The sequence below is a fragment of the Cryptosporangium sp. NPDC048952 genome (genome assembly GCF_043197895.1).
Taxonomy (GTDB): domain Bacteria; phylum Actinomycetota; class Actinomycetes; order Mycobacteriales; family Cryptosporangiaceae; genus Cryptosporangium.
Window position 1 is genome coordinate 836,449 of record NZ_JBICTY010000003.1, and the last position, 22,372, is coordinate 858,820.

Annotated in this window: 21 protein-coding genes; 14 read left to right on the top strand and 7 right to left on the bottom strand. The window is 70.7% G+C overall.

The window, feature by feature from the left end:
* Positions 1–9 precede the first annotated feature (9 nt).
* Together ACGFY5_RS19970 and ACGFY5_RS19975 are read right to left on the bottom strand one after the other, a co-directional pair.
* Entirely contained in the window at positions 10–936 is a 927-nt protein-coding gene (locus tag ACGFY5_RS19970) for a carbohydrate ABC transporter permease (protein WP_392721719.1), read from the bottom strand.
* 11 nt (positions 937–947) lie between these two features.
* Positions 948–2,243, bottom strand: coding sequence for an ABC transporter substrate-binding protein (locus tag ACGFY5_RS19975; RefSeq protein WP_392721721.1), 1,296 nt, complete (start codon positions 2,241–2,243; stop codon positions 948–950).
* 174 nt (positions 2,244–2,417) lie between these two features.
* Between ACGFY5_RS19975 and ACGFY5_RS19980 the strand changes: the two genes are divergently transcribed.
* Positions 2,418–3,398: a LacI family DNA-binding transcriptional regulator gene (locus ACGFY5_RS19980; RefSeq protein WP_392721723.1), complete on the top strand. Its 981-nt coding sequence runs from the start codon at positions 2,418–2,420 to the stop codon at positions 3,396–3,398.
* A 24-nt stretch (positions 3,399–3,422) separates the two neighbouring features.
* Here the strand turns inward: ACGFY5_RS19980 and ACGFY5_RS19985 are convergent, their stop codons facing one another.
* Positions 3,423–4,181, bottom strand: a complete 759-nt coding sequence (locus ACGFY5_RS19985) for a tyrosine-type recombinase/integrase (RefSeq protein WP_392721725.1) — start codon at positions 4,179–4,181, stop codon at positions 3,423–3,425.
* Positions 4,182–4,373: 192 nt separating this feature from the next.
* On the opposite strand from ACGFY5_RS19985, the gene ACGFY5_RS19990 reads away from it, so the two are divergent.
* From ACGFY5_RS19990 to ACGFY5_RS20000, 3 genes are read left to right on the top strand one after another with little or no spacing between them, the layout of a single operon-like run.
* On the top strand, positions 4,374–4,709 hold the full coding sequence (locus ACGFY5_RS19990) for an STAS domain-containing protein (RefSeq protein ID WP_392721728.1): 336 nt from the start codon (positions 4,374–4,376) through the stop codon (positions 4,707–4,709).
* Between the two features lie 39 nt (positions 4,710–4,748).
* Entirely contained in the window at positions 4,749–5,468 is a 720-nt protein-coding gene (locus ACGFY5_RS19995; RefSeq protein WP_392721730.1) for a lysophospholipid acyltransferase family protein, read from the top strand.
* 2 nt (positions 5,469–5,470) lie between these two features.
* Positions 5,471–6,553, top strand: a complete 1,083-nt coding sequence (locus ACGFY5_RS20000) for a magnesium and cobalt transport protein CorA (protein WP_392721732.1) — start codon at positions 5,471–5,473, stop codon at positions 6,551–6,553.
* Here ACGFY5_RS20000 and ACGFY5_RS20005 read toward each other — a convergent pair.
* Positions 6,527–7,624 carry a hypothetical protein gene (locus ACGFY5_RS20005; protein ID WP_392721733.1) on the bottom strand — a complete coding sequence of 366 codons (1,098 nt, stop codon included), beginning with the start codon at positions 7,622–7,624 and terminating at the stop codon, positions 6,527–6,529. The two genes, ACGFY5_RS20000 and ACGFY5_RS20005, sit on opposite strands and share 27 nt — an antisense overlap.
* A 102-nt stretch (positions 7,625–7,726) precedes the next feature.
* Here ACGFY5_RS20005 and ACGFY5_RS20010 point away from each other — a divergent pair, with 102 nt between their 5' ends.
* From ACGFY5_RS20010 to ACGFY5_RS20035, 6 genes are all read left to right on the top strand, one after another.
* Complete coding sequence (locus tag ACGFY5_RS20010) at positions 7,727–10,477, top strand: AAA family ATPase (protein WP_392721734.1); 2,751 nt, start codon at positions 7,727–7,729, stop codon at positions 10,475–10,477.
* A gap of 96 nt (positions 10,478–10,573) precedes the next feature.
* Positions 10,574–11,332: an ABC transporter ATP-binding protein gene (locus tag ACGFY5_RS20015; protein WP_392721735.1), complete on the top strand. Its 759-nt coding sequence runs from the start codon at positions 10,574–10,576 to the stop codon at positions 11,330–11,332.
* Positions 11,332–12,048, top strand: coding sequence for an ABC transporter ATP-binding protein (locus ACGFY5_RS20020; protein ID WP_392721738.1), 717 nt, complete (start codon positions 11,332–11,334; stop codon positions 12,046–12,048). Before ACGFY5_RS20015 ends, ACGFY5_RS20020 begins: the two co-directional genes overlap by 1 nt.
* Positions 12,048–12,914, top strand: coding sequence for a branched-chain amino acid ABC transporter permease (locus tag ACGFY5_RS20025; protein ID WP_392721739.1), 867 nt, complete (start codon positions 12,048–12,050; stop codon positions 12,912–12,914). The genes ACGFY5_RS20020 and ACGFY5_RS20025 overlap by 1 nt, the downstream gene beginning before the upstream one ends.
* Positions 12,915–12,919: 5 nt before the next feature.
* Positions 12,920–13,969, top strand: coding sequence for a branched-chain amino acid ABC transporter permease (locus tag ACGFY5_RS20030; protein ID WP_392721741.1), 1,050 nt, complete (start codon positions 12,920–12,922; stop codon positions 13,967–13,969).
* Positions 13,966–15,237 carry an ABC transporter substrate-binding protein gene (locus ACGFY5_RS20035; RefSeq protein WP_392721743.1) on the top strand — a complete coding sequence of 424 codons (1,272 nt, stop codon included), beginning with the start codon at positions 13,966–13,968 and terminating at the stop codon, positions 15,235–15,237. The genes ACGFY5_RS20030 and ACGFY5_RS20035 overlap by 4 nt, the downstream gene beginning before the upstream one ends.
* An 85-nt stretch (positions 15,238–15,322) precedes the next feature.
* Here ACGFY5_RS20035 and ACGFY5_RS20040 read toward each other — a convergent pair whose 3' ends face one another.
* Entirely contained in the window at positions 15,323–15,691 is a 369-nt protein-coding gene (locus ACGFY5_RS20040; RefSeq protein WP_392722557.1) for a winged helix-turn-helix transcriptional regulator, read from the bottom strand.
* Between the two features lie 95 nt (positions 15,692–15,786).
* Between ACGFY5_RS20040 and ACGFY5_RS20045 the strand changes: the two genes are divergently transcribed.
* Together ACGFY5_RS20045 and ACGFY5_RS20050 are read left to right on the top strand one after the other, a co-directional pair.
* Positions 15,787–16,626 (top strand): SDR family oxidoreductase, encoded by an 840-nt coding sequence (locus ACGFY5_RS20045; protein ID WP_392721744.1) that lies wholly within the window; start codon positions 15,787–15,789, stop codon positions 16,624–16,626.
* Between the two features lie 32 nt (positions 16,627–16,658).
* Entirely contained in the window at positions 16,659–17,852 is a 1,194-nt protein-coding gene (locus ACGFY5_RS20050) for a GNAT family N-acetyltransferase (RefSeq protein ID WP_392721745.1), read from the top strand.
* Positions 17,853–18,025: 173 nt separating this feature from the next.
* Here the strand turns inward: ACGFY5_RS20050 and ACGFY5_RS20055 are convergent, their stop codons facing one another.
* Positions 18,026–18,781 (bottom strand): tyrosine-protein phosphatase, encoded by a 756-nt coding sequence (locus ACGFY5_RS20055; protein WP_392721746.1) that lies wholly within the window; start codon positions 18,779–18,781, stop codon positions 18,026–18,028.
* A gap of 219 nt (positions 18,782–19,000) precedes the next feature.
* On the opposite strand from ACGFY5_RS20055, the gene ACGFY5_RS20060 reads away from it, so the two are divergent.
* Positions 19,001–19,225, top strand: a complete 225-nt coding sequence (locus ACGFY5_RS20060) for a hypothetical protein (protein WP_392721748.1) — start codon at positions 19,001–19,003, stop codon at positions 19,223–19,225.
* A 304-nt stretch (positions 19,226–19,529) separates the two neighbouring features.
* On the top strand, positions 19,530–21,308 hold the full coding sequence (locus ACGFY5_RS20065; RefSeq protein WP_392721749.1) for an endonuclease/exonuclease/phosphatase family protein: 1,779 nt from the start codon (positions 19,530–19,532) through the stop codon (positions 21,306–21,308).
* Here the strand turns inward: ACGFY5_RS20065 and ACGFY5_RS20070 are convergent.
* On the bottom strand, positions 21,301–22,317 hold the full coding sequence (locus ACGFY5_RS20070) for a saccharopine dehydrogenase NADP-binding domain-containing protein (protein WP_392721751.1): 1,017 nt from the start codon (positions 22,315–22,317) through the stop codon (positions 21,301–21,303). The genes ACGFY5_RS20065 and ACGFY5_RS20070 overlap by 8 nt on opposite strands.
* Positions 22,318–22,372 lie beyond the last annotated feature (55 nt).

Consider the following 22,372-nt stretch of genomic DNA (forward strand, 5'->3'; position numbering starts at 1 on the left):
CGGCGCGCTTCACGAGGAGTCCTTCCGCCGCAGGAGGCGCAATTGCGCTCCGTTGATCAGGATCAGCACCAGCAGGAGCGCCACCGACACGGCCGCCGCGCGCCCGAGGTCCTGGGAGAGGAACGCTTCGCGATAGATGTCGACGGCGAGCGTCGTCGTGTCGTGCCGGCCACCGGTCATGATGAAGAACTGCTCGAACGCCAGCAGCGAGCCGGTCACCGACAGCACCAGCATCAGCGCGAGCGTCGGGCGCAGCAGCGGCAGCGTGACGTGGCGCATCGTCTGCCACCGGCTGGCACCGTCGGTGCGCGCGGCCTCGTAGAGCATCGGGCTGATGCTGTGCAGGCCTGTCAGCAGAATCAGCATGTAGAACCCGGCGAAGCGCCAGGTGATCATGCCGATCGTGGAGAGCAGCGCGCTGTTGTTCGTCCCCAGCCAGTCGACCGGGCCGATGCCGATCGCGTCGAGCGTGGTGTTCAACGGCGAGTCGCCGGTGTTGTAGAGGCCGTAGAACAGCAGGCTCGCCGACCCGAGTCCGACCGCGGCCGGCAGGAAGTAGATCGTGCGGAAGAAGCCGACGCCGGGCCGGATCTCCTGCACGAGCAGCGCCATCCCGAACGCGACGAGGCTGAGCACGACGGTCGTGACGACCGCGTACTTCACCGTGAACCACAGCGCCCGCACGAACAGCGGGTCGGACAGCGCCCGGTAGTTCTCGACACCGTTCGGTGCCGACGCCCCGAGCAGCGGCCAGTGGTTGAACGACATCCAGAACATCAGGGCCAACGGCAGGACGAAGAACACGACGACGACGAGGGCCATCGGCGCCGAGTAGAGCCAGCCCAGCCGCTGGCGGCGGCGAGCGAGTTCGGAGGTCGGCTTCTTCGATCGGGCGGCGGCCGGGGTCCCGCCCGTTGCCGGGCGGGACGGGAGCACGGAAACCACGATCAGCCGCCCGACGCCAGCGACTCGGTGATGCTCGGGTTGTGCTTCTTCAGGGCATCGGCCGGGCTGCCGGCGCCGAACACCGCGTCGATGATCGTCGCGGTCCACGGGCCGTTGGGGTCGTTGTACGTCTTGCCGAAGTTCACCGAGATCGGCGTCTGACCCTTGCCCGCGAGGTCGTTGAAGACCTTCAGCCGCGGGTCCTGCTGGGCGTACTTGTTGTCGGCCAGGTCGCTGCGCACGGTGATGTTCTTGTTCTTCGCGATGACCTCGACCTGCGCGTCCTCCGACAGCGTCCAGGAGATGAAGTCCCAGGCCTGGGCGGCCTTCTTGCTGTTCGAGCTGATCCCGATCACGTCACCACCGACGAACGAGCTCTCGCCGCCGGTCAGGCCAGGGATCGGTGCGACGCCGATCTCCAGCGCGGGACCCTCCTTGAACGTCTGGAGCGCGGTGGCGCCGAGCGGCTGGATGCCGATCTTGCCTTCGCCGAACGCCTGTACCCAGGTGGGGCCGCCCTCGTTCTTGACCGCCTTCGGCACCAGGCCCTCGGCGTACATCTTCTGGTAGAGCTCGTAGATCTTCGCGGCCGTCGGATTGTCCACGGTGGATGCGGTGCCCTCCTCGTTGAGGACGGACTCGCCGGAGGCCCAGATCATCGGCCAGGTCGTGAACAGCGTGCAGCCGGGGCAGGCGCCGCCGAAGAAGTAGCCGTCGACGCCCTTGCCCAGCGCGTCGATCTTCTTCGCGTCCGCGTAGACCTCTTCCATCGTCGTCGGCGGCTTCTCCGGATCGAGGCCCGCCTTGCGGAACAGCACCTTGTTGTAGAAGACGGCCGACAGGTCGATGTCGTGCGGGACGCCGTAGACCTTGTTCTCGTACGTGGCGGTCTTCATGTGGGCCGGCGCCAGCGTGTCCTTGAACGACAACGTGTCGACGCGTTTGGTGAGGTCCTGGAAGACGCCCTTCGAGGCGTAGTTCGGCGCGTAGACGACGTCGGTGGCCAGGATGTCGGGAAGCTGTTTCGCACCGCTCGCCGACCCGACCTTTTGCTGGTACGTGTCGGCCGGGATGACGGTCAGCTTGACTTTGTTCTTGTGGGACTTGTTGTACGCGTCGATCAGCGTCTGGGTGAACGCGGCCGTCGGCGAGCGGGTCCACATCGTGATCGTCGCGCCGTCGTCCTTCGCTGTGGTGTCACCCGAGGCAGTGGTGTCGCTGGCGCTCTGGCAGGCGGCGCTGAGCAGTAGGGCGACGGCGGCGAAGCTGGTGAGCAGTAATCGGCGGGGCTGGCCCATCGTGCCTCCTTGGACGTGGGGCCTGGCGGTGTGAGCGTTAACATTGGGAAACTCAGAAACCGATTGCCGAAACCATAGGGACGCTCCTCTTGCGCTGTCAACGCTGTGAAGTAGCCTCTTCTGAGCATTGGCCGAGCCCGCCGGAGGAAACGCGTGCGGAAACTTGATCGACTCGTGACCATCCGAGACGTGGCTGCGGCGGCGGGGGTATCGGTCGGGACGGCGTCCAAGGCGCTGAACGACCGCGGCACGCTGCGCGCGGAGACCCGGCAGCGGGTGCGTGACGCCGCCGACCGGCTCGGGTTCGAGGCCAACGCGGTGGCGCGCACGCTCAAGGCCGGGCGCACCTACACGGTCGGAATGATCACCACCGACAGCATCGGGCGGTTCAGCATCCCGTTGATGCTCGGTGCCGAGGATGCGCTGGGCGCCGGTCAGATGTCGGTGCTGCTGTGCGACGCGCGGGACGACCCGATCCGGGAGCAGTACTACCTGCGGACGCTGTTGACGCGACGCGTCGACGGGATCGTCGTGACCGGACGGCGGGCCCAGGCGAGGCCGCCGCTCGGTACGGACCTGCCGGTGCCGGTGGTCTACGCGTTCGTGAGTTCGACGGACCCGTCCGACTGCTCGGTGGTGCCCGACGAGGCCGGTGGGGCGCTCAAGGCGGTGGAGCATCTGCAGGCGATCGGGCGGCGGCGGATCGTGCACGTCACGGGGCCGGAGCACCACTCGTCAGCGCAGGTGCGGGCGGGTGCGGCGGTGCCGGCGTTGAGTCGGCCGCCGCTGTTCGGCGAGTGGAGTGAGGCGTGGGGGCGGCAGGCTGCGGCGATGCTGCTCGCTGAGGATTTCGACGCGGTGTTCGCCGGGAGCGACCAGATCGCGCGGGGGATCGCCGACACGTTGCGTACCGCGGGGCGGCGGGTGCCCGACGACGTCGCGGTGATCGGGTTCGACAACTGGGACGTCATGGTCACTGCGAGCCAGCCGCCGCTCAGTAGCGTCGACATGGATCTGGACGGGCTCGGCCGAACGGCGGCCAATCTACTGCTAGCCGCCATCAACGGCGAGCCGGCCCCGGGCCGCCATGTCCGGCCGTGCCGCCTGGTACTGCGGGAGTCAACGGCGACAGCCGGCCCGGTGCGGCCGGTCTGACGCGCGCCGGTCGGTGCGGCGGGCTCAGGTGTCGGTGGAGCGGTGGGCCAGGGCTGAGCGGCGTAGTTGGTGGAGATCCCAGCCGGGTTCGCCGTCGGGCGTGCGGGTGTACTGGTCGAGCAGGATGCGGGCGCGGTCGTATCCGAGCCGGGCCCGGCCGGTGTACGGGCAGAGTTCCGACCGCGCCGGACGCCGGGCAGGCGGCGGACGCCGCTCGGAGAGGAACAGCGGGCCGCGCGAACGCCCCTCGATCAACCGGGGCAGCAGGAACGCGGTGCCTTCGCTCCAGTGCAGCGTGCCGGCCCGACGCTTCCGCAGGTCGAGGTGTTCGATGTTGAGCGCGAGCACGTCCGACACCCGCCCGGCCGACTCGTAGAGCAGCCGCCAGAGCACCCGCTCGCGCAGCGGAACGTCCTTCGTGGAGAGAAGTGCGTCGACGGCCTCGCGCGAGAGCACCGTGGCCGGTTCACTCTCGTCGGGCCGCCGCTCGACGTCGTCGGACAGCGTGGGCGCGTCCTGCCCGAGCGTCCGGCACCAGGCCAGCCATCCGGCCACGGCCGAGCGGTTCCGGTTCCACGTGGCCGCGGCCGCGCTACCCCACAGGCCACGGATCGCGACTGTGAGTTCTTCCTCACCGATCTCAGTCAGCGGGCGGTGGCCGCCGAGGAAGCCCGCGAGCCGGTCGAGCACGCTGCGGTACGCGCGATTGGTGTTCTGGTTCGCGAGCTGCGGAGACGAGAGGTACGACTCCACGGCGGAGTCAACGGTGACTCCATCCGTCATCGCCGATCACCGCCCCTTCTCCGTACCCGGGAAGCTCAATCGATGTACCAGATAACGTGTTGGGTGTGAACTCACCGCATTCGAGGTCACAGCGAGTATCCTACGCGAGATGTACCGGATAACGGGTGTCACGAGCGGAGGCCAGCAGTGGGTTCAGCCGCGTGGTCGGAAGATACGTCCGGGACGCCCGGCGTGACCGGCGCGTCTCGCGTCGTGCTGCCGGCCGAGCGTCCGGGGGCGGTAGCGGTCGAGGCCGACGCCGAACGGCTGCGTATCCGATTGTCCGGTGCGGTCGACGCCGTGCTCGCGCCTCGGCTGGACGGTGTGGTCGCCGACGTCGTCGCAGCTCAGCCTGCCGACGTCCGGCTCGATCTCGCCGATGTCGACTTCCTCGGATCGCACGGCATGGCGTTCCTGGTGCGGGTGCAGCACGCGGTGTGCGCGGCCGGTCGCGCCGCGGCGATCGATGCGGCCTCGCGCCCCGCACGCATCGCGCTACGCGTCGCCGGGCTGGAGCACTACCTGTAACCTGGCGTCCCGCCCGCCTGAAAGGTCCAACCGCCACCCATGTCGGCCGACTCGCCGCCCGCCCCCGTCCAGGCACCCGTCGACCGCAGCGGTTACCTGTACTGGGTCTTCAAGGTCCTGCTCACGCTTCCGATGACGCTGTACTTCCGGCCGCGCGTCGAGGGCATCGAGCACGTTCCCGCGCGTGGGCCGGTGATCCTCGCGAGCAACCACGTGTCGTACCTGGACTGGCTGATCCTGCCGCTGGTCGTCCGGTGGCGCCGGATCAGCTTCCTGGCCAAGCACGACTACTTCATCGAACCGGGCCTCCGCGGGCGGTGGAAGCGCTACTTCTTCACCGCGACCGGGCAGGTGCCCGTCGTACGCGGCGGTGCCTCGGCCGGGGACGCCGCGTTGAACACCGCCGTGGGCCTGCTGCGCGACGGGCGCGTCGTCGGGATCTTCCCGGAGGGCACCCGGACGCGTGACGGCCGGCTGTACCGGGGCCGTACCGGGCTCGCCCGGATCGCGGCCGCGAGCGGTGCGCCGGTGATCCCGTGCGCGACGATCGGCGTCTTCGAACTGGCGCCTCCCGGTGCGAAGTTCCCCCGCCCGGGCCGGGTGACGGTGAAGTTCGCCCCGCCGATGCGGTGGGGCACCGAGGAACCCGACCGGGAGCTGCTGCGCAAGCGCACGGACGAGCTGATCACCGTGATCCAGTCGCTCTCCGGCCAGGAGTACGCGGGCGTGGACGCCCAGCTCCCGGGTCGGGAGTCGTAGCGATGCGTGCATCCGCGTTCCGCCGGTTGGCGCGGTTCCTCGATCCGACGCCGTCGGCGCTGGACGTTCCCGCGCCGGAAGAAAAGGCGCTCCCCGCCGAGCACGCGGTCGTCGACTGTGCCCGGTACGTGGACGGCGTCCGGAAACCGGGCCGCATCCCGCTGCGCGACGCGCCCCGGGCCCTGCACGAGCGGCACGGGTTCGTCTGGGTCGGCCTCCTCGAGCCGACCGAGGAACAGTTCGACGAGGTGGCCGAGCGGTTCGCGCTGCCCCCGCTCGCGGTCGCCGACGCCGTCCGCGCACACCAGCGTCCGAAGCTGGATCGCTACGGCGACATCCTGTTCGCGATCGTCAAACCCGTCCGCTACGTCGACGCCGACGAGGTCGTGGACGTCGCCGAACTCGCGCTGTTCGTCGGGCCGCGGTTCGTCGTGATCGTCCGCCACGGAAAGACCGACGTCCCGGCCCGCGTCCGCGCGCTGGCCGACTCCGACCCCGACGTGAGCAGGCACGGCCCGATCGGCGTTTTGCACCGGGTCATGGACCTCACCGTCGACGGTTACACCGACGCGATCGACGGCATCGACGAGAACATCGACGACATCGAGTCGCAGGTGTTCGGCGGCGACGAGAACGACCACGCCGAGCGCATCTACAAGCTCAAGCGGGAGGTACTCGAGTTCCGCCGGGCCGTGAAGCCGCTGGCGGGAGCCGTGGCGAAGCTGTCCGACACGTCCGACGAGCCGCTGCGGCCCTACTTCCGCGACGTGCACGACCACCTGATGCGGGTCGCGGACGCGATCGACAACTACGACAGCCTGCTCACCGACGTCCTGCAGGCCGACCTGGCGCAGGTCAGCGTCCGGCAGAACCGCACCGCGATGCGTCAGAACGAGGACATGCGCCGGATCTCGGCGTGGGCGGCGATCGCGCTGTTGCCGACCGCGATCGCCGGGCTCTACGGGATGAACTTCGACCGGATCCCGGGGGCGCACTCGCCGTACGGGTTCTGGATGGTCATCGGCGTCCTCGCCGCGCTCTGCGTCGTGCTGTGGGCACTATTTCGCCGCAACGACTGGCTCTAGCGTCCCCGGCATCGGCAGTTCCGCGGTGCGGTCCGTGCGGTTCGGCAGCACGTTCGTGACCAGCACCGCGAGCGTGCCGAGCCCCGCGTAGAGCCCGAGCACCAGCAGCGGATGGCCGAGCGGGGCGTCCGGGAAGTACAGGCTGTCGCGGACGTACTGGGTACCGGCGCCGGTCGGCAGCGCCTGCCCGAGGTGCTGGCCCCAGGCGGGGAGGAACTCCGGCGGGATGCTCGCACCGGAGATCACGGTGCCGATCGTGAAGTAGAGGAAACCCGCCGCGGCGCCCGCCGGACCGACCAGCGCGACCAGCCCCGCCGTCGAGCCGGTGATCGCCAGCGACACGAGGCTGAAGCCCCAGTAGAGCGTCCAGTGGTCGGCGTCCGCGCCCACGCCGAACCAGCTCATCGACTCCAGCACGATCGCCGCCGACGCGAGCGCGTACACGATCAGCGTCGTCACGTGCCCGACGCCGCGGCGCCAGGAGCGTCGGGTGCGGGGGATCAGCCGACCGAGCCCGAGCGACGCGATCGTGCCGCCCAGTGCGAGCGCCTGCACGAGCATGCCGAGCGACCCGCCGTTGCGGTCGTCGGCAGGCAGCGGCACGACGTCGGTGATCGTGCCGGGTGTCGTGAGGGTCTGCACGGTCGTGACCGGCACGGGGCCCTGCAGTTGGGCGACCGCTGCGGCGGTCTGCTTCTGCAGGACGGTGGTGAACGTCGTCCGAAGGACGGTCGCGGCGGCGGGTCCGGCCGCGGTGGCGAGGTAGAGGTGGGGTGTGGTGCCCGCGACGTCCAGGCCCCCGTAGATCTCCCGGTGTTTCGTCGCGGTGATCAGGGCGTCCGCGTCGGCGTAGCGGGTCACCCGGTAGGTGCCGGTCGCGTTCAGCTCGGCGTGCAGTTCGGTGGCCCGCGCGTCGGACGCGATCAGGCCCACCGGCAGGTGGTGGGGTTTCGGGGCGTGCGCCATGCCCAGGTAGTAGCTGGTGAGCGCCAGCTGCACGAGTACTCCGACGAGCGCCACCGCCGCCGCGATGCGGCGGAACTGCCGGCCGGTGGTGATCGGTGCGTTCATATGTACCCTTTACCCGTTTTTATCGACGTCCGGCGCGGTGCTGACGGACAGGCGGGCAGAAAGTGCAGACGGCGCCGTTACCGGCAGGTAACAATCTCGGCTATGAATCTGGTCGGGCGCTCGGCGGAGATGCGCAGGATTTCGGCGCTCGTGGAGAGGGCGCGTTCCGGGGCCGGGGGCGGAGCGCTGTTCGTCCACGGCGCGCCCGGCACCGGGAAGAGCGCGCTGCTGCGGCAGGAGGTTCCGGGGTTCCTGGTGCTCGAGGCGGCGGGGGTCGACGCCGAGTCCGATCTGCCGTTCGCCGCGCTGCAGCAGGTGTTGATGCCGGTCGCCGAGCTTCTCGACGAATTGCCGGAGGCCCAGGGCGCGTTGCTGCGCCGGGTGCTGGAGACCGGGGTCGGGGAGGCGCGGTTCCCGCTCTGCGTCGCGGTGCTGAACCTGTTGGTGCTCGCCGGACGTCGGCAGCCGGTGCTGGTGCGGGTGGACGACGTCGAGGTGATCGATGCGGCGTCGCGGGACGTGCTGGCGTTCGCGGCGCGGCGGGTGGCGTCGGAGAACGTCGTGGTCCTGGCGGCGGGGACCGACCAGGCGCTTCCCGGGGTCGAGCGGTTGCCGCTCGCCGGTCTGGACGTCGAGGCCGGGCTGGAGCTGATCGCGTCGGCCGAGCTGAGCCACGAGGTGGCGATCGAGCTGGTGCAGCTGTGCGCCGGGGCTCCACTCGCCCTGCGCGAAGTGGCCGGATCGCTCTCGGCCGAGCAGGCGCGCGGCCGGTCGCCGCTCCCGGTCGAGTTCCCTCGCGGCAGCCGCATCCGCCGCGCCTACGAATCCCGCCTCCGCGCCCTACCACCCCCCACGCGCGACCTCCTCCTCGTCATCTCCGCCGACCCCGACGGCTTGGACCTCGACACGGTCACCGAGCTGGCCTCCCGGCCTCCGACGCCGGGACCCGCGGCCGTCGACGGCCGGGCCGCGGAGGCGGCCGGGTGCTCCGGTGCGGACGCGTTGGAGGCGGCGGAGGTCGCGGGGTTGGTTCAGGTGGTGGACGGGCGGATGCGGTTCGTTACGCCGCTGGTGGGTGGTGGGGTGTACCGGGCGGTGACGCCGGAGGTGCGGCGGACCGTGCACCGGCGGATCGCGGACGTGCTCGACACGAGCGTGCCGGAGCAGCGGCTCCGGCACCTGTGGCACCTGGCCGCCGTCGAGCCCTCGGAATCGCTCGCGTGCGAACTCGCTGCCACCGCCGAGGAGGTCCGCGACCGCGGCGACCACGCCGCGGCGTCGCTCGCCTCCGAACGCGCCGCCGAACTGAGCACGAACAGCGCCGAACTGCTCCTGGCCGCCGCCCGTGACGCCTGGCTCGCCGGCCGACCCCACCGCGCCGGTGTGCTGCTCACCCGGCTGCGACCGACCGCAGCCACCGTCACCACCGGCGGTCGCCGCGACCTGCTCCGCGGCCAGATCGAGCTGCGCGCGGGCTCCCCGGCGGCCGCCCACGAGACGTTGCTCGCGGCGTCCGACCGCCTCGTCCCCCGCGACCGTACCGCCGCGATCGTCGCACTCCTGCACGCCGGCGACGCCAGCTTCCTCACCGGCAACCTCCGCCGGTACGTCGAGATCTCCCTGCGCGTCCTCGCGCTGCGCGAGGGTGGCGAACCACCCGACCGCGAGCTCATGTTCGAGTACGCCGCCGGCATGATGGCGCTCTTCCGCGGACGCCACGGCGAGGCCGTCCGCCACCTGCGCAACGTCGTGGAACTGGTGCCGCGCACCGACGATCCCACCGCGCTGAACTGGGGCACGCTCGCGGCGCTGATGCTCGGCGAGGAGTCGCTGGCGTTCGGGCTGAGCGAACGGTCCGGCGCGGTCGCCCGGGCCCGCGGTGAGCTGGCGCTCGTTCCCCGCACCCTCGAACTGGCGACGTTCGCGCAGCTCTGGCTCGGGCGCTACAACGGCGCGCTGGCCTCGGCCCAGGAAGGCTTACGGCTCGCGCAGGAGGCCGGGCTCGACAACTCGGTGGCGTTCCACCGGTCGATGCTCGCGCTGTTCTCGATGTTCCAGGGCGACGACGAGGCCGGCCTGCGGTACGCGAACGCGGCGGCGGCCACCGCGACCGAACGCGGCCTCGCGATGCCGCACTCGCTGGCGTCCTGGGCGCTGGCCCACCGCGACCTGTCCGCCGGGCGGTCCGCCGACGCCGCCGGGCGGCTGCGTGCGGTCGCCACCGCCGGGGGCGGGCCGGGGTACGTCACCGGTCGGGTGCTGACCGCGCCGCACTTCGTCGAAGCGGCGATGCGCTGCGGGGACCGGACCGGGGCGGTCGAGGCCACCGCCCTCTTCGGCCGCTGGGCGACGACCACCGGCAGCGCGGCCGCCCGGGCCCTGCTCGCCCGCTGCCAGGCGCTCACCGCCACCGACCCGGACGACGCCGAGGACGCCTACCGGGAGGCGATGCGGCTGCACCTGCTCGCCGACTCGGAGTTCGAGCGCGCCCGCACCGAACTGCTCTACGGGCGCGAACTGCGACGCCGACGCGGGCCGTCGGCGGCACGCACCCATCTGCGGTCCGCGCACGACACGTTCGACCGGCTCGGCGCCACCGCCTGGGCGGAACAGAGCCGGGCGGAGCTGCGCGCGACCGGCGAGTCGGTCCGCCCGATCGCGACCCGGCTGGAGAGCGCGCTCACCGCGCAGCAGCTGACGATCGCGCGGATCGTCGCCGACGGCGCCACGAACCGCGAGGTGGCCTCGCAGCTGTACCTGAGCCCGCGGACCGTCGATCACCACATGCGGAACATCTTCGTGAAGCTCGGGGTGCGCTCCCGCGTCGAGCTGGTGAAGCTGCTCCAGGAATAATTCGGGCGATACCTACACCGGCGATATCGCCGATGCGGGTAAGTGCGCTGGTCACCGAGTATTTCGTCGTCGACGACGACGAGGGGGCCCTGCGCAGTGGACAACGGATTGGTCGTCGACGGTGTCGGCGTTCGCTTCGGCGGGCTGGTGGCGCTGGACGAAGTGTCGGTCGAGGTCCCACCGGGCTCGGTCGTCGGGGTGATCGGCCCGAACGGCGCCGGCAAGACGACGCTGTTCAACGTCGTCTGCGGCTTCGTGAAGCCCACCACCGGCGCCCTGCGCTGGGACGGGCAGGACTTCCGGCCCCGCCCGGATCGCCTGGCCGCCGCCGGCATCGCCCGCACGCTGCAGGGCCTGGGCCTGTTCGCCGGCCTCACCGTCCTCGAGAACGTGATGGTCGGCGCCCACCGGCGGTCCCGCTCCGGCTTCGCGTCCGCGCTGTTCGGCCTCCCGAGGTCCGATCGCGACGAGCGCGAGCTGCGCGAACTCGCGCGGGAAGCCCTCGACGACCTGGGCATCGCCGAGCACGAGGCCGCGCGCCCCGGCACGCTCCCGTACGCGATCCAGAAGAAGGTCGCGTTGGCCCGCGCCCTGATCACCCGCCCGCGTCTCCTGCTGCTCGACGAGCCCGCCGGCGGCCTGGGCTCCGACGAGGTCGACGAGCTCGCCGGGCTGATCCGCTCCCTGTCCGACCGGACCGCGGTACTGCTCGTCGAACACCACATGGACCTCGTGATGTCGGTCTGCGACCACATCGTGGTGCTCGACTTCGGCAAGCGGATCGCCGCCGGCACACCTGACGAGGTACGGGCGGACGAGAAGGTCACCGAGGCCTACCTGGGAGTGGCGTCCTGATGGCTCCACTGCTCGAGGTAGAGGACCTGAGCTGCGGCTACGGCCCGGTCGGCGTCCTGCGGAACGTCTCGCTGACCGTCGAGCGCGGCTCGATCCTGGCCGTGCTGGGTGCGAACGGCGCCGGCAAGACCACGCTGTTGCGCACGCTCTCCGGCCTGCTCCGCCCCACGAGCGGACGGATCGTCTTCGACGGCGTCGACCTGCGTAGCGTCGATGTGGAAAAGCTCGTACGGAAGGGGATCGCCCACGTGCCGGAAGGGCGCGGGGTGGTGGCGGAACTGACCGTCGACGAGAACCTCCGCCTCGGTGGGCTGTGGCGACGCGACCGCAAGGACGCGCAGACGGCGCTGGCCGAGGTGTACGAGCTGTTCGAGCCGCTGGCGCGGCGCAAGCGCAGCGTGGGCCACCAGCTGTCCGGTGGCGAGCGGCAGATGCTCGCGCTGGGCCGGGCGCTGGTCGCGCGGCCGACGTTGCTGCTGCTCGACGAGCCCTCGCTCGGTCTGGCGCCGCGGGTGACGGCGCAGATCCTCGCGCTGCTCGCGCAGCTGCGTGAGCGCACCGGGCTGACCGTGCTGCTGGTCGAGCAGAACGTGCGCAGTGCGCTGTCGATCGCCGATCACGGTGTCGTCCTGTCGGTGGGGGAGGTCGCGATGTCGGCGCCCGCTGCCCGGCTGCGTGACGACGACGATCTCCGCCACGCCTACCTGGGGTTCTGATGGATCGGTTCCTGTTCTTGACGATGGACGGCCTGTCGCGCGGCGCCATCTACGCGGCGTTCGCGCTCGCGCTCGTGCTCATCTGGCGCGGGACCCGGGTGGTGAACTTCGCCCAGGGTGCGATGGCGGTCGCGACGGTCTACATCGCGTACTCGGTGTCGGACCTGACCGGCTCCTACTGGCTGGGATTCGCCTCGGCGCTGGTGGGAGCCGCGCTGCTCGGCGCGGTGATCGAGGTGGTCGTGGCCAGGCGGGTGCACGACGCGCCGCCGCTGAACGCGATCGTGGTGGCGATCGGTCTGGTGCTGCTGCTGCAGGCGGTGCTGGGGATGATCTACACGAACGAGTACCTGGCGTTCCCCGCGCCGTTCAGCCAGAACGCGGTGTTCGCGGGCGTGTCGCCGTACGACGTGTTCGTGTTCGCCGTCGTCGGCGTGTTGCTGGTTTCGCTGACGCTGTTGTTCACGCGTACCCCACTGGGGCTGCGGATGCGTGCGTCGGCGTTCGCGCCGGAGGTCTCCCGGCTGCTCGGTGTCGACGTCAAACTCATGCGGACGCTCGGCTGGGTGCTGGCGGCGGTGGTCGGGTCGCTCGCCGCGCTGCTCGTGATCCCCACCGAGCTGGGGCTGCACCCCACCGCGATGGACGACCTGTTCGTCGCCGCGTTCACGGCGGCGGTCGTGGGCGGGCTCGACAGCCCGGCGGGTGCGGTGCTCGGCGGGCTGATCGTCGGGGTGCTGCTGTCGTACGTCGGCGGTTACGTGCGCAGCGACGCCACGCCGCTGGCGGTGTTGGGGCTGCTCGTGGTGGTGCTGCTCGTGCGGCCCGGCGGTCTGTTCGCGGTTCCCCAGGCGAGGCGGGTGTGAGCGGGATGCAGGAGACAGCTCAGCGGGAGGCGCTTCCGCGGTCCCGGCACGCGCATCGGACGCCGGAACGACGGGGGAACACGCTGTTGCGGCACGTGGTGATCGCGACAGTGATCGGGTTCGTCGTGGTCATCGCCACGTACCAGATCGAGCCGTTCCGCAACTACCAGCTGGCGACGATCGGCGCGTACCTCTGCGTGCTGCCGGGGCTGATCCTGCTGACCGGCTTCAACGGCCAGATCTCGCTGGGGCACGGCGCGCTGATGGCCGCCGGGGCGTACACGGTGGTGCTGACGCCGTCTCTTCCGTTCCTGGTCTCGGTGCTCGCCGGCGTGCTGGTCGCGATGGTGCTGGGCGCCGTGATCGGCGTCGCCGCCGCGCGTCTGCACGGGCCGTACCTGGCCGGTGCGACGCTCGCGGTCGCGGTGAGCGTGCCGGCGCTCACCACGACGTTCGACGGCGTGTTCGGCGGTGACGCCGGGCTCACGTTCTCGCCGCCTCCGGCGCCTGCGTCGCTCGGCGCGTACTTCCCGTACGAGCGCTGGCAGGCGTGGCTCACGCTGCTCGGCGCGGCCGTCGTCATGCTCCTGCTGGCCAACCTCGTCCGTAGCCGGTTCGGGCGGACGTTACGGGCGGTCCGCGACGACGAGGTGGCGGCGTCGCTGGCCGGCATCCACGTCGGACGCGTCCGCGTGCTGGCGTTCGTCCTTTCCGCCGCGGGCGCCGGCCTCGGCGGCGCGATGTTCGCGCTGCTCGCGCAGAGCGTCTCGCCGGGCGCGTACGGGCTGACGCTCTCGCTCAACCTGATGCTCGCGATCGTGCTCGGTGGGCTGGGCAGCCTGCGTGGCGCGGTGTGGGGCGCGATCGTGCTGGTGGCGCTGCAGCCGTTGGCCGACTGGGTGACGTCCTGGGCCCCCGGCACGGAGCAGCGCCTGGAGGGCACGCTCCCGCTCGCGATCTTCGGCCTCGCGTTGATCGTCGTGATGACCACCGCCCCCGGCGGCCTCGACGCACTCGTCACTCGTCTCAATCCCCTCCGGAAGGGTCGGTCATGATTGGTTCCGTACGGCGTGGACTCGCCGTCGCTCTGGTGCTCGTTCTCGCCGCGGCAGGCTGCGCCGAGGACGCACCGGGTGAGAACAACGCCGCCGTGCCCGGCGTCACCGACAGCACGATCGTCGTCGGCACGCACCAGCCGCTCACCGGCCGGGCCGCCGCGGGCTACTCGAAGATCTCCGCCGCCACGAAGGCGTACTTCGACTACGTCAACGAGAAGGGCGGTGTGAACGGCCGCAAGATCGAGTACAAGGTCGTCGACGACGCCTACAACCCGGCGAAGACCCAGGAGGTCGTGCGCCAGCTCGTCCTCCAGGACAAGGTGTTCGCGGTCCTCAACGGCCTGGGCACGCCCACCCACGGCGGTGTCCTCGACTTCCTCAAGACGAACAAGGTGCCCGACCTGTTCGTCTCCTCCGGGAGCGCGCTGTTCAACCAGCCGTCGAAGTACCCGTCGACGTTCGGGTTCAACGTGGACTACGTGACCGAGTCGAAGGTGCTCGCGAACTACGTCAAGAAGACGTTCCCGGGCAAGAAGGTCTGCTTCTTCGGCCAGAACGACGACTTCGGCACCGATGCCTTGAAGGGCGTCGAAACGGTGCTGGGTTCCGTGGCCGCGAAGCAGGACTACGTGCCGACGAACACGAACGTCGCACCGCAGGTGGGTGCGCTGAAGGCGGCCGGTTGCCAGGTGAACATCCTGGCGACGATCACGCCGTTCACCGCGCTGACGCTGGGCACCGCGGCCAAGCTCGGCTACCGGGCGCAATGGGTCGGCAGCAGCGTCGGTGGTGACTTCGTGGGGCTGTCGGCGTTGCTCGGCAAGCCGGCTCCGCTGCTGCTCGAGGGATACGTGACCTCGGGGTACCTGCCCAGCCCGTTGGACGAGGCGAACCCCTGGACGAAGCTGTTCAAGGACATCAACACGAAGTACAACGGCAACACGACGTTCGAGGTCAACACGCTCTTCGGCATGGCGGTGGGGTACACGTTCGTGCAGGCGCTGCAGGCTGCGGGCAAGGACCTGACGCGTGAGGGGCTCATCGAGGCGATCGAGAAGGGCGGGTTCGAGGGGCCGTCGCTGGTGCCGATGCGGTACTCGAAGGACGACCACTCCGGGTTCAGCGGGACGCAGATCTCGGTGATCAAGGGTGGGAAGCAGGCGCTGGTGGACACGCCGTACGTCACGGACACGGGGAGTGGGCCGGTCGAGCCCTACACCGGTAGTGCGGCGACGCCCCCGGAGAACGGCATCCCGTCGGCCTAGTTTCTGGTGGGTCACCGGCCGCGTCGGAGTTTCTCCGGCGCGGCCGGTTCGCGTCGGTGGGGGCGCGGCTACTTCTGGCCGGCCGCTACTTCTTGCGGGCGTCGTAGTCCGCTTGGGCCTCGGTGACCTGGGGGACCTTGGCTTCGAGGAGTTCGACCAGCACACGGAGCTGTTCGGCGATCTCGGCGCCGAGCGGAGTCAACGTGTACTCGACCCGGGCAGGGATCGTCGCCAGCACCTCCCGGTGCACCAACCCGTCGCGCTCGAGCGTCTGCAGGGTCTGGGCGAGCATCTTCTCGCTCACCCCGTCGACCCGCCGCCGCAGCGCGTTGAACCGGTACGCGCCCTCGCGCAGCGCGACCAGCGCCAGCACGCCCCACTTGCCGGTGACGCTCTCCAACGTCCGCCGAGACGCGCAGTTGCGCGCGAACACGTCGGCGACCAGCTCCTGCATGTCGTCCACACCATGAGTGTACTCACTCACAGTTGGCACTTTCGAAAAGTTAGTACAAGCTAGGGGTGATCGATCAACCGCTTGAAGGAGCCACCGTGATCACCGTGACCGCCGCTACCGGCCACCTCGGCCGCCTCGTCGTCGCCGACCTTCTCGAGCGGGGTGTCCCGGCCGGCGAGATCACCGCCGCCGTGCGTACCCCGTCGAAGGCCGCGGACCTCGGCGTCCGTGTCGTCGAAGCCGACTACGACCGTCCGGAGACCCTGGCGCCGGCTTTCGCCGGCACCGATCAGTTGCTGTTCATCTCCGGCGACACGCTCGAACAGCACCAGAACGTGGTCGACGCCGCCCGCGCGGCGAACGTCGGGCTGATCGTCTACACCAGCGGTCCGAAGGCCGAGACGAGCAGCATCACGCTGATGTCGGGGAAGCACGCGCGGACCGAGCAGGCGATCGTGGCGTCGGGCGTGCCGTACGTGTTCCTGCGCAACGGCTGGTACCTGGAGAACTACACCGGCCAGATCGACCAGTTCCTCGGGACGGGTGTGGTGCTCGGAGCCGCCGGGGACGGGCGCGTCTCGGCCGCGGCACGTGTCGACTTCGCGGCCGCCGCGGCCGCGGTGCTGCTTGCTCCGGAGCCCGGCTCGACGTACGAGCTGGGTGGGGACCAGGCGTTCACGATGTCGGAGATGGCGGCGGAGATCTCGCGCCAGAGTGGCAAGCCGGTCGTGTACCGCGACCTGCCCGAGGCGGAGTACGCGCAGACGCTCGCGGGGTTCGGCATCCCGGCGCCGTTCGCCGAGGTGCTGGCGAACGCTGACCACGGGCTGTCGGTGGGGGACCTGTTCGTCGACAGCGGTGACCTCCACCGCCTCATCGGCCGTCCGACGACGACGCTGGCCGACGCGGTGGCCGCCGCGCTGAAAACGGCGTGACTTCGTCGGTGGACAGGTGATGGAGTGGCGGCGTGCTCTCTGATGCCGCCGCTCCGACCGTCCGGATCCTCGAGACGTCGGATGACGTCGAAGCCGCGTTCGAGGTGTTCCGAATCGCGTTGGTGGGGCTCCCGCCGCTGTCCGTCCCGGCGGTGGAGTTCCACGAACCGGGCCGCACGTTCGGGGGTTACCTCGACGGGGAGCTCGTGGGCACGGCGTCGTCGTACACGACGCACGTCGTCGTGCCGGGCGGTGCCCGGCTGCCGCACGCGGCGGTGACGCGGGTCGGCGTCCTGCCCAGCCACACCCGTCGCGGGGTGGCCCGCGCACTGATGAACGCTCAGCTCGCCGACGCCCGGCAGCGGGGCGTGTCGATCGCGACGCTCCGCGCCGCGGAAGGTGGCATCTACGAGCGGTACGGGTACGGGGTGGCGTCGCACGTCGACGTCGTGACCGTCGCGGCGCGAAGGGCCCGGTTGCGGCCGGGCATCGCTGTTGGGGGCGGGGTGCGGCTGGCGCGGTCGGCCGGGGCCTGGTCGCTGCAGCGGGCGATCTACGAGCGGGTCGACCCGGGCTGGACCGGCGCGATCTCCCGGACGTCCGAGTGGTGGAAAGTGCGCGAGCTGCGCGTCGTCGAGGAGAAGCAGCAGTTCGTGGTGGCCGTGTACGGTCCGCCGGGTGCGGAGACCGGATTCGCGCGGTACCACCCGGATGGCGAAGATCTGGTTCACGTCGACGACTTCGTCGCCGTGGACGGCGTCGCGCGGGCGGCGCTGCTGCGGTACCTGTTCTCGATCGACCTGGTCGAGACCGTCCGGTTCGACGCGTTGGCGATGGACGATCCGCTGCGGGTGATGCTCGTGGACGAGCGGCCGGTGCGCACCACGTCGATCGAGGACGAGATCTGGCTGCGGCTCGTGGACGTACCCGCTGCGCTGGCCGCGCGGACGTACCGGGGGAGCGGCGAGGTCGTGGTCGGCGTCGTCGACGGGGTGGTGCCGGAGAACGCCGGGGCGTACTGGATCGGCGCGGGCGGCGCGAAGCCGTCCACCGCGGCGCCGCAGCTCACGGTGGATGTCGCCGGGCTCGGCGCGGTGTATCTCGGGGGGACGAGCTGGCGGCAGCTCGCCGCTGCCGGTCGGGTGTCCGGTGATCTCGCGCTGGTGCCGGTCGCCGACGAACTGTTCGCGACCGAGTCGGCCCCGTTCTGCGGCACCTTCTTCTAGGCACGCGCCCCGGCCCCCGGGGATGGGGCCGGGGCGCGATGATCCGCCCGGCGAACGGCGCGAGCAGGCCGATCGCCGGCGACGGGATCGACAGTGCGATCGGCGCCAGCGCCTTGACGCCCGCCACGTCGGCGAACCGGTCCTGGATCTTCGGCCGTGACGCTTGAACGGCGTCAGTCCGTGAGAAAGACGCTGCGGAATCGCTCCAATTCGGTGTCCGGGAAATCGTGGGCGAGAAGCCATCCGGTGCCGCCACCGAACACCGTCGTCAATTGGTCGAGGAACTCGACCATCGTCTCCGCGCGGGCGCGCCGAGCCTCGTTCGGCAGGTCCTGGGTCATCGTCGGAACGGGTCCGCCGGCGGCCTCGAGGCGACGGACGACGCGCGCGAACACCGCCTCCATGTTCGCGTCGGTGAGCGCGTAGTCGGCCACGATCTCCTCGCGGCGCACGCCGACCGCGTCGAGAAGGATCGCGACGAGCGTGCCGGTGCGGTCCTTGCCGGCCGCGCAGTGCACCAGCGCAGGGTGGTTGTCGGGGTCGGCGAGCAGCCGTGCGGCGGCCACCACCCGCTCCGATCCTGACCCGAGATAGCCCAGGTAGTGGCCGGAGAGGTTGCCGCGCATGATCTCCGGCACGACCTGACCGACGCCGGGGTCGCTGCTCATCCAGTGGTTGGCGTAGGTGAGCCCGGCGCGCTGGAGCGGGCCCGGGCCGTCGCGTTCGACTTCCTCGAGCGAGCGCAGGTCGACGATGTGGCGCAGCCCGCGCGCCTCGACCAGTGCCCGCACGTCGTTTTCAGTGAGTTCGGACGGCGAATCGGAGCGGTACAAGAGGCCGTACCGCGTGTGGCGTCCGTCCGTAGTGGTCAAGCCACCGAGGTCGCGGACATTACTCGCGCCTTCCAACGTGACGACGCGCTCCACCATTGGTGCCCCTCTCGCCCAACGTGAAGGATCACAGCGGGAATAGGTCAACCGTACGACTGGGGGTGTGCACGGTGGTGCCGTTCCTCCGTTCAGAGCAGAGTTGGTCACTCAACGGACACCTCGATCAGATTTCTGGGTCAAACGACCGAGTTGGTCGTCGCTCCCGGCCGAGCACCTCGTTGAGCCGGGGGAGAGGGTCGAGATCCAGGGGGAAACGCCATGGAGAACCGAGAGACCACGGTGTTGGTGGAATTCGTCAGATCCGCCTCCGGAGCGGACGACCGCGCGCGGGTGACGCGCGGGCGCCCGGCTCCGGGGCGCGTAGCGGTCGTGGACGCCGCCGAGCTGGACGTCGCGACGGCGGCCGGTGCACCGGGGGGTGACCTCCGGTGGTTGGTGAGACTGGTGCCCGCGCTGCTCGTCGCGATGGCGCCGGGGCATTGATCCGGAGCGGTGGCGTGATGACGGGTGGCGAGGATCGGCGTCGGGCCGATGGGCGGGGGGCCCATTCCGACGACGACCTCGACGCGGGCCTCACGCCCGAGGAGTTAGCGGCAGAGCGCGCCGCGGCACGGGAGACACTCCGCCGGCTGCACGTGCCGGCCGGCGGAGTCTGCGACTGGTGCGGCCGCCCGTTCCCGTGCCCGGATTCCCAGGCCTGAGTCCGGTGTGGCAGGTGATAGTCCATTAGGCCAACAGTTCGTGGATGTGCGGGCTTGTGTCGAAGTGACATGGCGTAATAGCCCGCATGAGACGAATTGTTCTGGGCCTGGTGCTCGTCGGCGGCGTGCTCGTCAGCACACCGGCGCAGGCCGCGACGGCGACGCGGATCCACGACGTGCAGGGTGCCGCCCACGTGTCGCCGCTGCGGGGAACCGCGGTGAGCGTTCCGGGCGTCGTCACGGCGAAGGCGTCCAACGGCTTCTACCTGCAGGACCCGCAACCCGACCGGGACCCGCGCACGTCCGAGGCGATCCTGGTCTTCACCAGTTCCGCGCCGACAGTGGCGGTCGGTGACGCGGTCACCGTCGAGGGCACGGTCACCGAGTTCCGGCCGGGCGGCGCCGACGGCACCGCCAACCTGACGACCACCGAGCTGACGTCGCCGACCGTCACCGTCACGTCCTCGGGCAACCCGCTGCCCGCCGCGACAGTGCTCGGAGCCGGCGGCAGGCGCCCACCGACCACGGTGATCGACGACGACGCGAACGGTGACGTGGAGACCGGCGGCACGTTCGACCCGGCCACCGACGGCATCGACTTCTACGAGTCGCTGGAATCGATGCGGGTGCGGGTGAACGACGCGGTGGCGGTGGGCCCCACGAATTCGTTCAACGAGCTGCCGGTGCTGGGTGACCGTGGCCGCGGTGCGGGCACGCGCAGCGCCCGCGGCGGAATCGTGCTGCGGGCGAACGACGCCAACCCGGAACGGATCATTCTCGACGACGGGCTCGGGTTCGCGCCGCCGAAGGCCGACGTCGGAGCGGTCGCGGGTGGACCGGCGGACGGAGTGGTGAGCTACGGCTTCGGCAACGTCAAGATCGTGCTGACGGCCGCGGTGTCCTTCGCCGGAACCAAGCAGCCCGAGACGACGCGCGCCGACACCGCGACAGAGCTCTCGGTGGGCACGTTCAACGTCGAGAACCTGGACCCGAACGACCCGCCGGCCAAGTTCGCGCGGCTGGCGTCGATCATCGTCGGGAATTTGCGGGCGCCCGACGTCCTGGCGTTGGAAGAGGTGCAGGACAACGACGGCGCCACGAACGGCGGGACCGTGGCGGCCGACCGCACGTACGCCGCGCTGATCTCGGCGATCACGGCGGCGGGCGGCCCGACCTACTCCTACCGGCAGATCGATCCGGTGAACAACGCCGACGGCGGTGAGCCGGGCGGCAACATCCGGGTCGGGTTCCTGTACGCGGCGAGCCGGGGCGTGTCGTTCGCGAGCGCACCGGCCGGCGACGCGACCACACCGGTCTCGGTGACGAAAGCCGGGCACCTCTCGCTCAACCCCGGGCGCATCGCTCCCGCCGAGACCGCGTGGGCGGACAGCCGCAAGCCGTTGGCCGGCGAGTTCGTGTTCCGCGGCCGGTCGGTGTTCGTGATCGCGAACCACTTCGTCTCCAAGGGCGGCGACCAGCCGCTGTTCGGCCGGTTCCAGCCGCCCGCGCAGTCGTCGGCCGCGAAGCGCGCCCAGCAGGCGGCGCTGGTGAACGGGTTCGTGAAGCAATTGCTGGCCGCGCAGCCGCAGGCGAACATCGCGGTCGTCGGTGACCTCAACGACTTCGAGTTCTCGCGGACCATCACGACGCTGGCCGGTTCCCAGTTGGTGGACCTGCCGGCGACGCTGCCGGTGGCCGAGCGGTACACGTACGTGTTCGACGGCAACTCGCAGGTGCTCGACCACATCCTGCTCAGCCGGGCAGCGGCGCGCTCGTACTCCTACGACGTCGTGCACGTCAACGCCGAGTACGCCGACCAGGCCAGTGACCACGATCCGCAGTTGGTGCGGCTCAAGGTCAGCTGACCGCGAGCACGAACGCACCGAGCTCCTCCAGACGTCGCAGGAACGGCCCGGCGGAGAACGCTTCCGCCGGGCTGTGGACGCCCCGCTTCGGCCCGGGGTGGTCCGACGCCAGGTCGAGCGCCGCCTCCACGGAGGCCACCGCGCCCGCCCACCAGATGTCGTGGCCGGTGACGTGGGCCGTGCGGTGCACACCGCCCGCGGAGACCTCGGCGGCCACCGTGAACGCGGTGGCCGCGCGCTCGACGTCGTCGACGTGTTCGGACGTGAAGACCTGCGGTTCGGTGAACGTCGTCGCGGTGAGCAGGACCTCGACCTCGGTCGTCGGGACGTGCCGGGGGATCGTCACCGCGTCGCCGGTGGGGAACGGGCCGATCATCATCCGCGGGCCCAGCGGTGCGGGGAAGACGTAGGTCGTCGTGTACATCGGCAGCGGACCGACCCGTTGCGCGCCCTCGCTGAACGTGATCCGCTCGACCTCGTTGATCAGCAGATCGGCGGTGCGCCGGGCCCCGGTGGTCATCCGCCAGCCGCTGACCGCGTAGCTGACCGTGACCTTGTCGACGTGGGTCAGGCCGTCGGCGGCGTGCGCCGCCAGCAGGTCACCGAGCCCACCGTAGAAGCTCATTCCCGGCACGATCTGCACCCCCGCGCCGGCGTAGCTCTCGAACAGGTCCTTGACGTGGTGCACCTCGACGGCGTGGTCGACGTAGTGGGTGCCGACCTCGATCGCGGCGGCGACGACCGGTGGCCCGGTGAGCGCGTACGGCCCGGCGCAGTGGATCAGCACCGGAGCGCTCGCGGCCAGCCCGCGTAACGCGCCGGGGTCGTCGAGCGGTGCCGGCCGGACCGTCACCCGATCACCCTCGCCCAGCTCGGCGGCGAACTCGATCAGGCCGGCGGCGTCCCGCCCGCCCAGGACGACCGGATGGCCGCGGGCCAGCAGTTCGGTGGCCACGAGTCGGCCGGTGTGGCCGGTAGCGCCGTACACAGCGATCGGTTCCCCGGACATGTAGGCTCCCCGCGTAATTCTTCGAACGTCTGTTCGCATTACGCTACGCCGATCA

What these genes read in the sequence shown, in the direction of transcription:
- ACGFY5_RS20030 (WP_392721741.1), top strand. Translation starts at nt 12,920, where the DNA reads ATGCAGGAGACAGCTCAGCGGGAGGCGCTTCCGCGGTCCCGGCACGCG.
- ACGFY5_RS20035 (WP_392721743.1), top strand. Translation starts at nt 13,966, where the DNA reads ATGATTGGTTCCGTACGGCGTGGACTCGCCGTCGCTCTGGTGCTCGTT.
- ACGFY5_RS19995 (WP_392721730.1), top strand. Translation starts at nt 4,749, where the DNA reads ATGTCGGCCGACTCGCCGCCCGCCCCCGTCCAGGCACCCGTCGACCGC.
- ACGFY5_RS20010 (WP_392721734.1), top strand. Translation starts at nt 7,727, where the DNA reads ATGAATCTGGTCGGGCGCTCGGCGGAGATGCGCAGGATTTCGGCGCTC.
- ACGFY5_RS20060 (WP_392721748.1), top strand. Translation starts at nt 19,001, where the DNA reads ATGGAGAACCGAGAGACCACGGTGTTGGTGGAATTCGTCAGATCCGCC.
- ACGFY5_RS20005 (WP_392721733.1), bottom strand. Translation starts at nt 7,624, where the DNA reads ATGAACGCACCGATCACCACCGGCCGGCAGTTCCGCCGCATCGCGGCG.
- ACGFY5_RS20000 (WP_392721732.1), top strand. Translation starts at nt 5,471, where the DNA reads ATGCGTGCATCCGCGTTCCGCCGGTTGGCGCGGTTCCTCGATCCGACG.
- ACGFY5_RS20065 (WP_392721749.1), top strand. Translation starts at nt 19,530, where the DNA reads ATGAGACGAATTGTTCTGGGCCTGGTGCTCGTCGGCGGCGTGCTCGTC.
- ACGFY5_RS19975 (WP_392721721.1), bottom strand. Translation starts at nt 2,243, where the DNA reads ATGGGCCAGCCCCGCCGATTACTGCTCACCAGCTTCGCCGCCGTCGCC.
- ACGFY5_RS20055 (WP_392721746.1), bottom strand. Translation starts at nt 18,781, where the DNA reads ATGGTGGAGCGCGTCGTCACGTTGGAAGGCGCGAGTAATGTCCGCGAC.
- ACGFY5_RS20070 (WP_392721751.1), bottom strand. Translation starts at nt 22,317, where the DNA reads ATGTCCGGGGAACCGATCGCTGTGTACGGCGCTACCGGCCACACCGGC.
- ACGFY5_RS20020 (WP_392721738.1), top strand. Translation starts at nt 11,332, where the DNA reads ATGGCTCCACTGCTCGAGGTAGAGGACCTGAGCTGCGGCTACGGCCCG.
- ACGFY5_RS19985 (WP_392721725.1), bottom strand. Translation starts at nt 4,181, where the DNA reads ATGACGGATGGAGTCACCGTTGACTCCGCCGTGGAGTCGTACCTCTCG.
- ACGFY5_RS20040 (WP_392722557.1), bottom strand. Translation starts at nt 15,691, where the DNA reads ATGCAGGAGCTGGTCGCCGACGTGTTCGCGCGCAACTGCGCGTCTCGG.
- ACGFY5_RS20025 (WP_392721739.1), top strand. Translation starts at nt 12,048, where the DNA reads ATGGATCGGTTCCTGTTCTTGACGATGGACGGCCTGTCGCGCGGCGCC.